This is a genomic window from Sphingobium sp. B7D2B (genome assembly GCF_025961895.1).
Taxonomy (GTDB): Bacteria; Pseudomonadota; Alphaproteobacteria; order Sphingomonadales; family Sphingomonadaceae; genus Sphingobium.
This window is the reverse complement of the sequence record NZ_JAOQOM010000001.1, coordinates 606292-621632: the sequence shown is the minus strand read 5'-3', so window position 1 is coordinate 621632 and position 15341 is coordinate 606292. Positions and strand designations below refer to the sequence as shown.

Here is a 15341-nt window from a genome sequence, read left to right as displayed (position 1 = left end):
CGCCATCCGGGCTCCGGTGTTTGAACCGAAGCCTGGATGGCGGCTTTGCCATCACATCGCGCCTTGACGGCCCATCCGCGGGCCAGTCTCAGCTATGAAATCCGTCGGGCGTCCTTGCCCTTCGCACTGCAACATGACGCGATTCGCCAAACCGCGCAAGCGATTCCGGCGCGTCATCGTCACAGCGCCCAATCCAGTTGCAGCCACAGCTTGCTGGTGTCGGTCCCGAAGCTGTCCGCCTCATAGCGTGCAAAACGCGCAGATACCGTGGCCTTATCACGCTTCACACTGGCGAGGAGATTGATCTCGTCGCCATAATGCCGCTCCAGCCGGTCACTCTCGAAGCGGTGATAAATGGCCTGCACCGTTACACCCCGCCGGCCGTAGCTTGCGCCGGCGTAAAGATCGCGCAGGCCATCGGGCGGGGTGGTGAGGAACTTGTCCGCCCAGCCCTGAAACTTGAAATTGGTGCCGATCGGCGTCTGGAAGCTGGTGAACGCGGCGCCGCCGGACGCGCCGAGCACTTCATAGCCGGCATTGAGCTTGAGGGCGGCCACATCCAGCGTCACGTCCGCCAGCCAATAGTCCGCCGCATAATCATTGGGATTGCGGCGATAATCGCTCTGCCGCGCGTAGCTGAACGCATAGCCGAGCTTCGTGGAGGCCGAGAGCTTGCGCGCCCCGGCGAGCCGGACGCCATAGGTCTGGCTGGAGAGCCGATAGCCCTGCACCGCCGCCTCGTCCTGATCGATCAGATAGGCAAAGCCGGTGACGGTGCCGAGCGGCGTCTTTGCGGAGACGTTGGTCAGCATGCTGTCGCCGTCGATGCTGCGCGGCCGGGCACCGGCGCCATCCACGCCCCAGAGTGTGCGCACCTGCCAGACATAGGCGACATCCGCGCGCAGGCCGGGGAGGCCGGTCCATTCGGCCCGCACGGCATCGAAGCTCTGGCCGTTCTGCCGGAAGCCCACAGCACCCACGAAGCGTTCGTCATCCAGCATGATGCGCTGCCGCCCGGCCGTCAGCGCGAAGGCGGGCGCGCGATAGGCAATCTGCGCGCGGGACAGAGCCACATTTTGCGGGTCGGCGATAAGCGGCCGGTTGGCTGCGCCGTTCAACCCGTCAAAGGCATCCCCTGCGAGGCGGAGCGTGCCCTGCCCTTCCACCAGCGCGGAGAGTGGCCCGAGGCTGGCTTGCGCGCCGGCGCGGAGCCGGGCCGTTGCCGCATCGGCTTGCGGCTGGGCCAGCCCGTCCTGATCGACGCTCTCATAGCGCAGGCGCAGTTCGGCGAGCGGCTTGACCGTCAGATCCTGGGCGCAAGCCGGCCCGGCGGCGACCAGCAGGGCCGCCGTGATAGAAAAGTATTTCATGATTTTCCCCCTGATGAGACGGGCGGAGCCACCGGCCCCGCCCCATCGTCACGTCATCAGATGCGCGCGCCGGTCGTCCAGGTCGCGCGCCACTTGCTCTTGACCGCCAGCATCCCCGCGAGCGCCAGAACCGCGAGGCCGGCGAAGATCAGGAAGCCCGAAGAGAAGCTGCCGGTGAGTTGCTTGGCAAACCCGAGCGAGGAGGCCAAGTAGAAGCCGCCCACGCCGCCAGCCATGCCGACCAGCCCGGTCATGATGCCGATTTCCGCCTGGAAGCGCTGCGGCACGAGCTGGAACACCGCACCATTGCCCGTCCCCAGCGCCAGCATGGCCAGCACGAAAAGACCGAGAGCGGCGGGGAGCGTGGTCGCCATGCTCACCCCGGCAAGGGCCAGCGCGGCGACGAGGAACACCAGCACAAGCGTGTTGATGCCGCCGACCCGATCCGCCAGCGCCCCGCCCATCGGCCGTACCAGTGATCCGGCGAACACGCAGGCCGCCGTGCAATAACCGGCCATGATCGGGCTGAGCAGGAACTGGTCGGTAAAGTAGATGCTGAGCGAGGCGGACAGTCCCGAGAAACCGCCGAACGTGACGGCATAAAAGCCCATCAGCCACCAGGCGTCCGCCGTCTGGAGCGGTTTGAAATATTCGAGGACATTCTTGGGCGCGGGCTGATTCGGCGCGTCCTTGGCCATCACCATGTAGATCACGAAGACGATCGCGAGCGGAATGCAGGCGAGGCCCAACACCGCGTTCCAGCCAAAGAGCTTGGCCAGCGTCGGCGCGAACAGCGCGGCGAGGACCGTGCCGGAATTGCCCATGCCGGCAAGACCCATCGCCTTGCCCTGATGCTCGGGCGGATACCAGCGACTGGCGAGCGGCAACGCGATGGCAAAGCTGGCGCCCGCAAAGCCGAGGATCACGCCCAGCGCCAGCGTGCCGCCGAAGCTGTCCACGCCCATCATCCACGCCGTCATCAGTCCGAAGATGACGATGACCTGGCTGATCGCGCCGGAGAGCTTGGGACCGATCCGGTCCACCAGCAGCCCGTTCACGACGCGCAGGATGGCGCCCATCAGCGTGGGTGTTGCAACCATCAGGCCTTTCTGCGCAGCGGACAGGCCCAGCGTAGCGGAGATGTCCGGCGCAAGCGGGCCGAGCATCACCCAGACCATGAAGGCGAGATCGAAATAGAGAAACGAGGCGATCAGCGTCGGCTTGTGGCCCACGCGCCAGAAATTGCTTTTCTCGGATGATGCCGGTGTGGCGCTCATGCCCTGTACGTCACGGATTATCGTTGCCATGTCACGTCCCCTTAGTGACGAAGCCCCTTGATGGGCGGTGAAACGAAAAAAGCCGCTCGGCAGACGATGCGCACAAAAAATGCACATGTCTGGCCAGCGGCTTTGCTGCAAAATTTGGGAGGACGCGGCCCGCTCCCTCAATGGAGCGCCTGTCCAAGCGGTCACGCCTCGTCGCGTAACGGGGCTACTATCTCGCGATTCGGCTCATGTTGCAAGGCACAATTTTGGGCAGAGTTGGAGGGCGATTGTGGGCCAATTTTATGCGCGGCTCGGAGCAGTTTCAGGCGAGCGTGTTCGCTTTGACGTCGGACGCGGGCTTTGCCGATCTTTCCCGTTCGTGCTGAGTAGGGTCTGAGTAGCGCCGCACGGCGCGTATCGAAGAGCCGTATCGAAGCATAGCAGCGCGCGGGACAGTCCTTTGATACGCTGCTTCGACAGGCTCAGCAGCTACTCAGGCCGAACGGAGGTGTGTTCCGCAAAGCCCCCGTGTGCGTTCCGACTTCGATCAAGCCGCCCTCATCCCCGCTCGAACCCCGCCAGATAAGCCTCGATCTGATCCGGATCGAACTTGCGGCCATCGAAGAAGCGATCCGGCCCCAGCGTTATCGCGCCGCGCGGGGCGCCGATGGGGAGTGGGCTGGTGAGGGCGCCTTCCACCTTGCTGCTGGCGCCCGGCATCGGCGCGTCGCTGTCGGCCAGCGCGCGGCGGTAGATGTCCGGGCGGAAGACGGACGCGGCCTTGGCGCGGCTCGCCTCGCTCGGCTTCACCATGCGCCAGCGCACGAACTGGGAGTAGATCCACAGCGCCTGGCTCTGCCAGGGAAAGGGCGTGGCCTCACGGGCGAAGAGCAGGAAGTCGGGCAGGTCGACCGGCGGCTCGCCCTGCCGCGCAACGATGCGCCCGGCCAGCCCACGCTCCACCAGCGCGATTGGCTGATCAAGATAGGCCGGCCCGGCGAGCAGGAAGGCCAGTTCCGCGCGATTGGCGGGATCGTCGCACCAGAGCGCCGCCTTGGCCATGGCGCGCAGCAGCGCATCGACGGCATCCGGATTGGCTTCCATCCAGTCGGTGCGGAAGGTGAGCACCTTTTCGACGCCGCGCTGCCAGAGACGCTCGCTCGCGGCGACGGCTTCGGCAAGCCCAGCCTCGATGGCCGCACTGCCCCATGGCTCTCCCGCCGTGAACCCGTCGATCTCGCCCGCGCGCATCGCCTCGACCATCAAGGAAGGCGGCAGGACGCGCATCACCACGTCGCGGTCCGGGTCGATCCCGGCACTGGCGAGGAAGTAGCGCAGCACAAGAGCATGGCTGGAAAAGCGATGGACGACGCCGATGATCGGCTTGCGATGATGCAGACCGATGGCGGTGGCGAAATCATGCGCGGTCGCCAGCGGATCGTTGAGGCGCGCGGACGTGCCCGGCTCCAGCGCGGCGGAAAAGCCGGGCGCCATGACGATGAGATTGCCATTGACGTTGAGCTTGTAGGGCGCGGAAAGCGCGCAAGGCTGCTGGCTCAAGCCCAGCGTGACCGCCACCGCGAGCGGGGCCAGCATGTGCGCGGCCTGCACCTGGCCGTAGACGAGCCGGTCGCGCAGCGTCGCCCAACTGGTATCGCGCATCAGATCGAGCGCGACGCCCTCGGCCTGCGCGAATCCCTTTTCGCGCGCGGCGACGAGCACGGCGGCATCGGTCAGGCCCAAAAAAGCAATGCGGATCGGCGTCACGGCGTGCCTCCCAGCAGGTCATGCGCGGTAATCAGGGCCGCGGCGATATCGACCATCTTCTTCCCCTGGTTCATCGCGCTGGAGCGGAGCAGCGCATAGGCCTCCGGCTCGCCGAGGCCGCGCTGGGCCATAAGGATGGCCTTGGCGCGGTCGATCGTCTTGCGGTCGGCCAGTTGCGTGCGGGCATCGTCCAGCTCAGCCTGCATCCGGGCGAAGGCATTGAAGCGACGGATCGCCAGATCGAGGATCGGCTTGATCCGCTCCTTGCGCAGCCCGTCCACCACATAGGCCGAGATGCCGGCATCGATCGCGGCCTCGATCATGCTGTCATCCGACTGGTCGACGAACATCGCGATCGGCTTGGCCAGCGCACGGCTGACGGTGAGCATTTCTTCCAGTGTATCGCGGCTGGGGTTGCCGAGGTCCATCAGCACCACGTCCGGCGCCATGCGCTCGAGCCGCGCGACGAAGGCGCCGCGTGGGGGAACGACATGGATGTCGTCATAGCCGGCATCATGCAGCCCTTCCTCAAGGACCGTCGCGCGCGCGCCGCTATCATCGACGATGACGATTCTCATGAGATCTCTCTTCGCACCCGCAGCGCAACTGCGCCAAGCGAAGGGCTGTAGTCAAACATAAAGCCGCGGCGCGGCCTGTAACGGCGAGTGGCTAATGGGGCGGGCTCAAGCTCCACTTCGTGATGGCGTTATGCACGGAGCCGATAAGCCCCATGCGCCACCACACCGTTGCCCTCGTCAGGCCACGCCATAAGTCTCGATAAAAATATCGGGAGACGATGCATGGAGATCAATCCGCTTCATCCGCTGTTTGCAGCGGAACTTATCGGCGCTGACCTTTCCAGCGAGCCGGATCAGGCGCTGGTCGACTTCGTCGAAGAGGCGATGGCGCAACATGCCGTGCTCGTCATCCGCGGGCAATCGCACATCGATGACGCGGATCACATTCGCTTCAGCCGGGCGTTCGGCCCGCTGGAATTGCCGCATGGCACGCGCTCTGATGGCGCCGCTCCCCGCAAGCGGATCAGCCCATTGCTGTACGATGCCTCCAATCTTCGGCTGGACGGAGAGATCATGGCGCCGGACGACAAGGCGGTCGCCAACAACAAGGGCAATGAGCTGTTCCACATGGACAGTTCCTTCCACGCCATGCCAACCAAATGGTCACTCCTGCTCGGCCACAGCGTCACCAGCGAGGGCGGTGAGACGGAGCTGGTCGACACCCGTGCCGTGTACGACGCGCTGCCCGAGGATCTACGGAGCCGTATCGACGGGCGCATTGCCGAGCATAATGTCTGGATCTCGCGCCAGCGCATCGGCTTTGAGGGCACGCTGGCGCTCAAGGAGATGTATCCGGCGGTCACCCATGACATTGTTGGCCTGTCCGCGTCCGGCCGAAAGTGCCTCGTGATCGGCTCGCATGCGGACCATATCATCGGCATGGATGAAGCCGAGGGTCGCGCCTTGCTGGACGCCCTCGTCGCCTTCGCATCCCAGCCGCAATTTATCTACAGCCACCGGTGGCAGCAGGGAGACCTGCTCATCTGGGACAATCGGTGCACCCTGCATCGCGCCCGCCCGTTCGATTACTTCGGTGTGAAGCGCGACCTGCGTCGCTCGACCATTTGTGAATATGGCGAGGAAATGTCAGCGATCGAGGCGCGGCGGACCTGATCAGCGCCGCCGTGGGGGGTCGATATGCACAAGCTGAATAACGGTTATCGCCGCGCCCTCATGGCCGCTGTTCATGAGCGATGATATCCGCCCATCGTTGGATCGACACGCCGCCGGCTCGTCAGCCGCGGCCCACGCGCCAGCCAAGCTACCGCCCAAAGAGCGGCGCTTAGAGTAGCAGCGATTTCAAGGGAGAGTGATATGGGGCTCAAGACGATTTTTGGTTGTTCTGCATCGGCAGCCGTGCTGGCAAGCCTGTGCGTCACGGCGCCTGCCATCGCGCAGGATGCGGCCGAGACGGCCAGAACCGACGGTGACATCGTGGTGACGGCGCGCTTCCGCGAGGAACGCCTGCAGACCGTGCCGATCGCCATCACCGCCGTCACCGGCGACGAACTAGTGGCGCGCGATGCGCGGGACGTGACCGCATTGTCCAACACCACGCCGAACATCTATCTGCGGGAAGGCAGCGCTGCCTTTGGCAAGTCGCTCCAGTCGACCATCCGTGGCATCGGCGAGTCCGACTATCAGTTCACCATCGAGCCTGCGATCGGCGTCTATGTTGACGACGTGTATCACGGCACGGTGTTCGGCGGCGTGCTCGGCCTGCTGGACCTGGAGCGCGCTGAGGTTCTGCGCGGTCCGCAGGGCACGCTGTTCGGCAAGAACTCGCTCGGCGGCGCGCTTCGGCTCGTTTCCAAGCAGGCGACCGGCAGCAACACCGGCTATGTCGAAGCGACCGCAGGCAGCTACGACCGCATGGACGTGCGCGGCGCCTTCGATGCGTCGCTCATCAAGGATCGCGTCTTCCTGCGCGTTTCCGGTGCGTCGCTGAGCCGCGAGGGCTATATGTCCGTGCTGGACTTCGCCTGCGCCAACCCCGGCAGCACCGGCGCGGGCACGGCGCCGCTGTCCTACCTGCTGCGCCAGAGAACGACGGAATCCGGATGTGAGGTCGGCAAGCTCGGCAACATCAACACCAAGGCGGCGCGGGCCTCTCTGCGCGCGCTGGTGAGCGATGATCTCGAAGTGACCGTGACGGGCGATTATTCCCGTGATCATACGGCGCAGAGCGCTTACAAGCTGCTCACCATCAGCCCGACGCTGACGTCATACAATGCCACCATCGGCGTGCCGCTGTACGGGACTACCTACGACAGCCGCTTCATCACCAACTCGCCCTACACGACCTATGCCGCCTATCAGCCCGGCCGCAACGGTCTGGCCCTGCCCAATGAGAGCAATCTCGATCAGTGGGGCATCACCGGCAAGATCGACTGGAAACTCGGCGAGAATATCAGCCTCACCTCGATCACGGCGTGGCGAAAATATGACGGTTTCTTCGGGCGCGATGGCGATGGCTCGCCGATGGACCTGGGCGGCAGCGCGGAGACTTTGGGCCACCACCAGTTCAGCCAGGAAGTCCGCCTGTCGGGCCTGATGATCGATGACCGGCTGGATTGGACGCTGGGCGGCTATTATTACACCGCCACCGGCAATTATGACAGCTGGGTCTACTTCGCTACGCTCAACCTGACCCAGTTCACCAAGGATATCTCGAAGAGCAAGAACTACTCGGCCTTCGCGCATGTCGCCTTTGCGCTCACCGATCAGCTCAAGCTGAACGGTGGCCTGCGCTACAGCAACGAGAAGAAGGACTATGTGTTCGACCGTCTCTATTACGAGACCGGCACGCGGCCCTTCGCTTACACCACGGCCGATGTCGCCTATGATCGTGTCGACTATCGCGTCGGTCTGGACTTCAAGGCCAGCGAAGACGTGTTCCTTTACGGCGCGGTTTCCAGCGGCTTCCGCTCGGGCGGCTTCAATCCGCGTCCGCTCAGCGCGGCGCAGGTTACTGCGGTGTTGCCGGAAACGGTGACGTCCTACGAGCTGGGTGCGAAGCTCAATCTGTTCGACCGGATGCTGCAGGCCAATTTCGCGGTCTTCCAGACGGACTTCACCAATCGCCAGGTCACCGCCATCGTGCCGGACCTCAACGGTGTCCCCAACTCGCTGCGCACCAATGCCGGCAGCGCCCGCATTCGTGGCGTGGAGGCGGAGGTAACGGCGCGCCCTGCGCAGGGCCTGACCCTGAATGGCATGTTGGGCTATAACAAGTTCGACTATACCGATCTTGGCGCGGCGGCCGCCGTTCCCAATGGGCCCTGCGCGACGTGCGAGCCGGTCGGTGCCCCGGCGTTCAACTATGCCGTCGCGGCGCAGTATGACATCGACCTGGGTTCCGCCGGCGATGTGAGCCTGCGGGCCGACTGGAACTGGCGCAGCCGCATCTGGTACGATCTGCGCAACACGCTCAGCCAGTCCCAGCCGGGCTATGGCCTGCTTGGGGCGCGAGTAAGCTGGCAGCCGGATGCGAGCGGGCTGACGCTCTCGGCGTCGGTCAGCAACCTGACCGATACCTTCTATTATACCGGCATTGGCCCGACCTCGACGGCCGGCATCCAGGCCACCCCGTCTAGACCGCGCGAGTGGGCCGTCACTGCCCGCTACGAGTTCTGAGCAGACAATGAAAGTTCAGGTCCGGGGCCGTCCCAGGCCCCGGATTTTGCCTGACCGGCACAACAGCATGGCGACGCATCGCGAAACACGGGTCGCCCGGCATCGATGAGGACCGCTATGGACAATCTCGTTTCCACTCAATGGCTCGCCGAGCAGCTTGGCGCTCCCGATCTCTGCATCGTCGATGCGACGCGGCATCATTTCGAGCCGGAGCGGCAGTCCGCCAGCGAATATGAAGCCGGGCACATTCCGGGCGCGGTGTTTCTCGATCTGCTCCATCTGGTCGATGCCGCCTCCCCCATCGATAACACGATGCCGCAGGCGGAGCAGTTTTCGGCCCGGATGCGCGAGCTGGGCATTTCTGCCGACCAGCGCATCGTCATCTATGATGACAGCGTGGTGAAGACGGCGGCGCGGGCCTGGTTCATGTTCCGCATGTACGGCCTGCCGAACGTGGCAATGCTCGATGGCGGTCTGGCGAAATGGAAGGCCGAGGGGCGGCCACTCGCGAGCGGAATCGAGACGCGGACGCCGAGCACCTTCACGGCGTCGTTCGATGCGGCGCGCCTGCGCGACAAGGCCAACGTTCTGCGCAACATCGAGGACAAGACCGCCCAGCATATCGACGGCCGCGGCGCTGCCCACTTCAGCGGCGCGGATGAAGACCCCAATCCCGCCGTTGCGTCCGGACATGTGCCCGGCTCGATCAACGTGCCCTTCTGGGATCTGTTCGAGGCGGACGGGACATTCAAGAGCGACGAAACGCTCAGGGGCGTGTTCGCGAACGCCGGCGTCGACCTCTCCAAGCCGATCATCACCAGTTGCGGCGGCGGTGTCGTCGCCTGCGCGCTTGCCCTCGCGCTGGAGCGGATCGGCAAGGAGGATGTCGCGCTTTATGACGGAAGCTGGACGGAATGGGGTGCCGACCCGTCCCTGCCCAAGGCCAAAGGCCCCGCTAAACCTGCTTCCGCCTGAGCGGACGGCAGCAGACTTCTTTTCGAACAAACCCCACCACGCCCCTCGGCCGGCGAAAGAGAGTGCCATGACCCAGACCCATCCCATTCGCATCTACGACCTCAATCTGGTCACCGGCGCCACGATCAGCCCGTTCTGCTGGCAGGCCAAATATGCCGTGGCCCACAAGGGGCTGGAGGCCGAGATGAGCGAGGGTGGCTTTACCTCGCTCTCGCGGCGCACGGGCGGCCGCACGGATTTTCATCCCGGCATCAGCGATGGCGACACATGGGTGTTCGAAAGCCTGCGCAGCGGCGATTTCGTCGTCGCGGATTATCTCGACCGCACTTACCCCGACCGCCCGATGCTGTTCCGCAATCCGGACCATCATGATTATGTGAAGTTCCTCGACACCTGGCTGTGGGCTACCGCGATCAAGCCCTGGTTCCAATGCTACATCCTCGACTATCACGATCTTTCCCTGCCGGAAGATCGCCCCTATGTGCGCGAAAGCCGCGAGCGGGATTTCCTCGGCGGACGCACGCTGGAGGACGCGCAGGCCGGACGGGAAGAGCGCCTGCCGCTGGTCGTGCCGCAGCTCGAGCCGCTGCGCGAAGTGCTGCGCGAGCGCAGCTGGCTCGGCGGTGAGGCGCCCGACTTTGCCGATTATTCCGCGCTCTCCATCTTCCTGTGGGCTGCCTCGGTCGCGAAGACGCCGCCCCTCCCCGAGGATGACTTCCTGCGCGACTGGTATGAGCGCGGCTGCGATCTGTTCGGCGGCATCGGTCGCCATCCCGGCCTGCATTCGATCTTCGGCCTGAAGATGCCGGCCGCCTGAACAAATCCGGACCGTGTACGGCCGGTTCGCCGGCTGTCCGCGCCCATTCGAGATCAAACCGATGACGATAGGCCAGACGCGCGGCGGTCCCCGGATCGCCGCCTTTTTCCATGAGCCGAGCTTTACCGTCAGCTATGTCGTGCATGATCCGCTGTCCCGGCAGGCGGCGATCATTGACAGCGTGCTGGATTTCGATCCGGCCTCCGGGCGCACCGCGTTCACCTCGGCCGATGCCATCACGGCTCACGTGCTTGAGGCGGAACTGAGCGTCGCCTGGCACCTGGAAACCCATATCCATGCCGATCATCTCTCCGCAGCGCCCTATCTGCAGGCGAGGCTCGGCGGCCAATTGGCGGTCAGCCGCGCGATCATCACCGTGCAGGCGCTGTTCGGGCGGCTGTTCAATGCCGGTAGCGATTTCGTGCGGGATGGATCGCAGTTCGACCGGCTGCTGGACGATGGTGACAGCCTGCCCCTAGGGAATCTCGACTGCGAGGTTCTCCATGTGCCCGGGCACACCCCAGCTGATCTCGCCTTTCTCATCGGCGACGCCGCCTTTGTCGGCGACACGCTGTTCATGCCGGATTACGGCACGGCCCGCGCGGACTTTCCCGGCGGCGATGCGCGGACCCTGTTCCGCTCGATCCGCCGCCTCCTCGCCCTGCCCGCCGAGACGCGGCTGTTCCTCTGCCATGATTACAAGGCACCCGGCCGGGACAGCTTTTGCTGGGAAACGACCGTGGCCGCCCAGCGCGCGGCGAATGTCCATGTGCGGGACGGCATCGATGAGGACAGTTTCGTCGCGATGCGCGAGGCCCGCGACAGGTCGCTTGCCATTCCTCAGCTCCTGATGCCGTCCATACAGGTGAACATGCAGGGTGGCCATCTGCCAGCGCCGGAAAGCAATGGCGTGCGCTACCTCAAGATTCCCATCGACGCCTTTTGAGGACGTCGTTCAGGCAGGTCATTTCTTCGCCGGCAGCTTGAACACGAAGATCGAGTTGCCCGCGCCGGAGGGCAGCGGTGTCTCCGGGAACGCCGCCGCGATGGAGCTTGCCGAAACACTATAGCCGGTGGGGACGACGAGATATTGCTCGCCGTCCAGCTCATAGGTCATCGGCGAGCCGCCGACCGGCGCATTGAGCCGCTGCTGCCAGAGGACCACGCCGGTCTTCTGGTCCCAGGCCTTGACGAAGCGGCCCGCATCGCCGCCGATCACCAGCCCGCCCCCGGTCGCCAGCAGCGAGGATGTCGGGACGGTGCGCTGCCGCGCCTTCCAGCCTTCAACGCTCGGCTTGCGCGCGCCGATATTGATTGCCTCGACCAGTCCCGCATCCGTCACCCCTTCCGGCAAGGTGCGCGGCCCGAACTTCATGGATGCGATGATGTTGCCGGTGGTGAACTTGGTCTGCGTCGCCGAGATGGTGTTGCACGCCTCCGTCAGCGGCACATAGAATTGCCCGGTGAGCGGACTGTAGGCACCGGCCTGCCACAATTTGCCGCCGGAAATGGAGGTGCAGATATTCACTTCCTCGCCCAGCGCCTTGATGATCATCGCCTCATTGGGATGAACCGTCCCGTCCGGATCGATGCGCGAGACGGAATTCTGGAACACCGTGTCCTTCGACCAGAGATATTTCCCCGTGTCGCGATCCAGCGCGAAGAAGATGCCGTTCTTGCCCGCCACGGAGATCATCAGGCGGCGCATCTTGCCGCCCTCCGGCACATCGACCAGCACGCGCTCGAAGGGGCTGTCCAGATCCCAGTTGTCGCGGGGGAGATGCTGGTAATACCATTTGATCTTGCCGGTATCGGCATCGATTGCCAGCGTCGAATTGGTGTAGAGGACGTTGCCCTTGCCGGTGCCGCGGATCAGCTCCGAATAAGGGCCGGGGCCGCCGGTGCCCCAGAAGGTGGTGTTCGTCCGGGGATCGTAAGAACCAGTTGCCCAGGGCGTGCCGCCCCAGCGATTGGCCGGCGGCGCCTCCCCCCAGCTCCGGCCCTGCGCCGGATTGGCGGGATCGTCGATAGTGTTGACGCGCCACAACTCCTTGAGCGTCTTGAAGTCGTGCGCCATGATGTAGCAGCCGCCGGCCGAACCGGCGGTCGAGCAGCCCGAAATCGCCGAGATGATCTTGCCGTTCACGACGAGCGGACCGACCGTGTAGCTATAGCCCTTGCGGTAATCGAGAGCTTGCACCTCGCGACGGAGCTCGCCCGTCCGCGCGTCCAATATGATGATGCGCGCATCGACCGTGGTGAGCACCACGCTATCCTCATAGAGCGCGATGGAGTTCTTCTGGCGGCGGCTTTGATAGGCCTGATAGCTCCAGTCGGCGGGAATCTTGGCGAGGGCCGGGCGATATTCCCAGATCAGGTCGCCGGTCCGGGCATCCAGCGCCTGGACGATATTGTTGTTGGTCTGCAGGAAGAGGATGCCATCGTGCATCAGCGGCGCCGTTTCCTGCACGCCCACATCAGCCATCGGCCACGCCCAGACGAGCTGCAACTGGCCGACCGTCTCGCGGTCGATCTGCGCGAGCGGACTATATCCCTGATTGTCGATCGTGCGACGCCAGGAGAGCCACTCGGCTGCGGGCGGATCGCGCAGCATCTGGTCAGTGACCGGCTCGTAGCGCTCCCTCACGCCTTGCGCGTGGGACGGCACTGAAAGGCCTGCCAAGGCAAAAGCGGCACAGGTCATTGCAGCAAGGGAAGGCTTGCTCATTATAAACTCCATATCTGAGCAACCGGGTGCGGCAGGATCACTTCACGCTCGGCAGTGTCTTGCCCCAGGTGTAGGCTTGCGGCACGGCCTCAAGCGCCTCGTGCGGCGCGCTGGATGCAGAGGGCGCCGCGCTGCCATGCGCGCCGGCAATGGCTGCAAGGGACATGCCCTTCATCGCTTGCGGATCCCCGACCAGCGGCGCTGTGCCGGCGCGGGCCCCGTTCGCCTTCAGGATATAGGCGACGATGTTCAGATAATCCTGCTCGGCAAGTCGCCCGGGCGCCTGCGGCGGCATTGCTGTGCTGATGTAGGTATATAGCCCTGCCACCGTGTCGAAATTCTGCATCACATCCGTGCCGACAAGGCCGGGCGCATTGGGACCGCGCAGTTCCGCGCCGTGGCACATCGCGCACTGGCTGTTATAGGCCTTCTCGCCCGCGCTCGCCTGCTCGGCCGTGAACACGGTCACGGCCGGTTCGCTGGCAGCAATCGTGGAGGCTGAGAGAACCACAGCCGCGAGGGACACAGCCCATATCCGGACGAGATCTGTTCGGCTCATGGTTCTGCCCTCACGCACCGGCCCATGTCCGCGCTTCGGCTGTGTCACTGGAGAGATGGCGCCCGGCCCGCAGCATGATCGGGCCTGCAATCACCCCCACAAACGCCGTGATCGCCATGGAATAGCGGATCGCCTCATCCTGCCAGATCGTCGCCAGCTGGTCGTTGAGGATGCCGACGCCCAGCGGGCCGATGATTTGGCCGAGAATGGCGATGGAGAGGACGTAGAGCGCCATGCCGAAGGAGCGGATCGGCACCGGCATCACCTGAATCAGCAACAGGGACAGCAATGGCACCATCATGCTCGCGGCGACGCTGTCGATGGCCGCCCCGATCGCCACGAAAAGGATATTCGTCGAAAAGAGAAAGACATATTGCGAAAGGCCCACGGCGGTGAAGCACAGGGCCGGGAGCCAAATCCGCCAGCGCTCGTCATAGCGCAGCAGGCGTGCGAGCAGGATGCCGCCACCGATCGCCCCGACAAGGCCGGAAATACCCCGAATGGGGCCGAGCAGGCTGGCGCTCTCCGCCACGCTCATGCCGTGCACGCGCAGCATGAAGGTCGTGCTCCAAACGATGTGCGCATAGAAGGAGATCGTCACCAAGGCGGCGCCGAGCGTCGCGAACACATAAGTGCGGCGCTTGAGCAGGAAGGCCAGCGAACTCTTGAATGTCGGCTTGGCGGCCTCGCCATCCGGCGCCTTGTCATCAAAGCGGCCACGCTGCGGCTCGCGCACCGTCAGCATCATCAGCAGACCCAGCCCTAGACCCACGCAACCGGCCACCCAATAGACGACGCGCCATCCATAAAGATGCCCCATCCACCCCGCGATGGGCGTGAACACCAGCCCGGATATGGCGGTGCCGGATGCCATAATGGAGAAGGCCAGCGGCCGATGCTTCTTGTCGAAAATGTCGGAGAGCAGCGAGGTGGAGGGCGGCGTGCCCGCAGCCTCGCCGGCGCCCATCAAAAAGCGCGCCGCCGCCATCTGCCACACATTGGTGACGAAGCCCGTCGCCAGCGTCATCACGCTCCAGAAGGAGAAGCCGATGCCGATGATCATCTTGCGGTTCCACCGGTCCGCCAGTCGCGCAATGGGAATGCCCATCACCGCATAGATCAGCACGAAGGCAACGCCGGTGATCAGACCCAGCTCTGTGTCGGTCAGCTTGAGGTCCGCCTGAATGAGCGGGAAGAGCAGCGAGATCAGCAGCCGGTCGAAATAGTTGAAGGCATAAGCCAGGGTGAGCAAGGCGAGCATATAGATCGACCGGGGGGTCCACCCGCCGTCGCGCGATACTGAGGCGTCAAGAGCGGCCGGTGCGGCGGCTGAAGAAGGGATCGATGACATAGAACGGCCTTCAAACTCGATATGAAACGGGGGCGATGCGATGCGCAGATACGCCGCTAAATCCAACTCCGCTCATACGGTCGTCATCCTCTCAGGTCGGGCTGCAGCCCCTCATTGTCCATCATGCACGGCGAAGGCAATCGGGTGGGATGTGCGTTCGCCCGGATGATATTTCCCCGATGGCTAACATGGCGCCGCGGCGCTCACCATGGCGCCTGATCCATATTGGTCATCGACCTGCTGCATAGCACCGGGCCTTCGATGAGCAGGCCAATCGGCTAAACAAGAACATCCC

12 protein-coding genes are annotated in these 15341 nt (G+C 64.4%); 5 read left to right on the top strand and 7 right to left on the bottom strand.

Features of this window, described 5'->3' with window-relative positions; genetic code table 11:
- Positions 1–179 precede the first annotated feature (179 nt).
- From M2341_RS02790 to M2341_RS02775, 4 genes are all read right to left on the bottom strand, one after another.
- Positions 180–1370, bottom strand: a complete 1191-nt coding sequence (locus M2341_RS02790) for an alginate export family protein (RefSeq protein WP_264584135.1) — start codon at positions 1368–1370, stop codon at positions 180–182.
- A 56-nt stretch (positions 1371–1426) separates the two neighbouring features.
- Complete coding sequence (locus M2341_RS02785) at positions 1427–2677, bottom strand: nitrate/nitrite transporter (RefSeq protein ID WP_264584134.1); 1251 nt, start codon at positions 2675–2677, stop codon at positions 1427–1429.
- A gap of 516 nt (positions 2678–3193) precedes the next feature.
- Positions 3194–4402, bottom strand: coding sequence for a CmpA/NrtA family ABC transporter substrate-binding protein (locus tag M2341_RS02780; protein WP_264584133.1), 1209 nt, complete (start codon positions 4400–4402; stop codon positions 3194–3196).
- A complete protein-coding gene (locus M2341_RS02775; RefSeq protein WP_264578074.1) occupies positions 4399–4980 on the bottom strand; it encodes an ANTAR domain-containing response regulator in 582 nt (193 codons plus the stop codon). The genes M2341_RS02780 and M2341_RS02775 overlap by 4 nt, the downstream gene beginning before the upstream one ends.
- A 222-nt stretch (positions 4981–5202) precedes the next feature.
- Between M2341_RS02775 and M2341_RS02770 the strand changes: the two genes are divergently transcribed.
- The 5 genes from M2341_RS02770 (at position 5203) to M2341_RS02750 (ending at position 11354) form a co-directional block, all read left to right on the top strand.
- Entirely contained in the window at positions 5203–6093 is an 891-nt protein-coding gene (locus M2341_RS02770; RefSeq protein ID WP_264584132.1) for a TauD/TfdA dioxygenase family protein, read from the top strand.
- A gap of 201 nt (positions 6094–6294) precedes the next feature.
- Complete coding sequence (locus tag M2341_RS02765) at positions 6295–8616, top strand: TonB-dependent receptor (protein ID WP_264584131.1); 2322 nt, start codon at positions 6295–6297, stop codon at positions 8614–8616.
- A gap of 117 nt (positions 8617–8733) precedes the next feature.
- Complete coding sequence (gene sseA, locus M2341_RS02760) at positions 8734–9591, top strand: 3-mercaptopyruvate sulfurtransferase (protein ID WP_264584130.1); 858 nt, start codon at positions 8734–8736, stop codon at positions 9589–9591.
- 67 nt (positions 9592–9658) lie between these two features.
- Positions 9659–10408 carry a glutathione S-transferase family protein gene (locus M2341_RS02755; protein WP_264584129.1) on the top strand — a complete coding sequence of 250 codons (750 nt, stop codon included), beginning with the start codon at positions 9659–9661 and terminating at the stop codon, positions 10406–10408.
- A gap of 61 nt (positions 10409–10469) precedes the next feature.
- A complete protein-coding gene (locus M2341_RS02750; RefSeq protein WP_264584128.1) occupies positions 10470–11354 on the top strand; it encodes an MBL fold metallo-hydrolase in 885 nt (294 codons plus the stop codon).
- A gap of 18 nt (positions 11355–11372) precedes the next feature.
- On the opposite strand, the gene M2341_RS02745 is transcribed toward M2341_RS02750, so the two are convergent.
- From M2341_RS02745 to M2341_RS02735, 3 genes are read right to left on the bottom strand one after another with little or no spacing between them, the layout of a single operon-like run.
- Positions 11373–13136, bottom strand: a complete 1764-nt coding sequence (locus M2341_RS02745; RefSeq protein WP_264584127.1) for a pyrroloquinoline quinone-dependent dehydrogenase — start codon at positions 13134–13136, stop codon at positions 11373–11375.
- Positions 13137–13173: 37 nt separating this feature from the next.
- The gene (locus tag M2341_RS02740) at positions 13174–13695 is read right to left on the bottom strand and encodes a c-type cytochrome (protein WP_264570811.1); all 522 of its coding nucleotides are present in this window, start codon (positions 13693–13695) and stop codon (positions 13174–13176) included.
- A gap of 10 nt (positions 13696–13705) precedes the next feature.
- Positions 13706–15046 carry a spinster family MFS transporter gene (locus M2341_RS02735; protein ID WP_264570812.1) on the bottom strand — a complete coding sequence of 447 codons (1341 nt, stop codon included), beginning with the start codon at positions 15044–15046 and terminating at the stop codon, positions 13706–13708.
- Between the last annotated feature and the right edge of the window lie 295 nt (positions 15047–15341).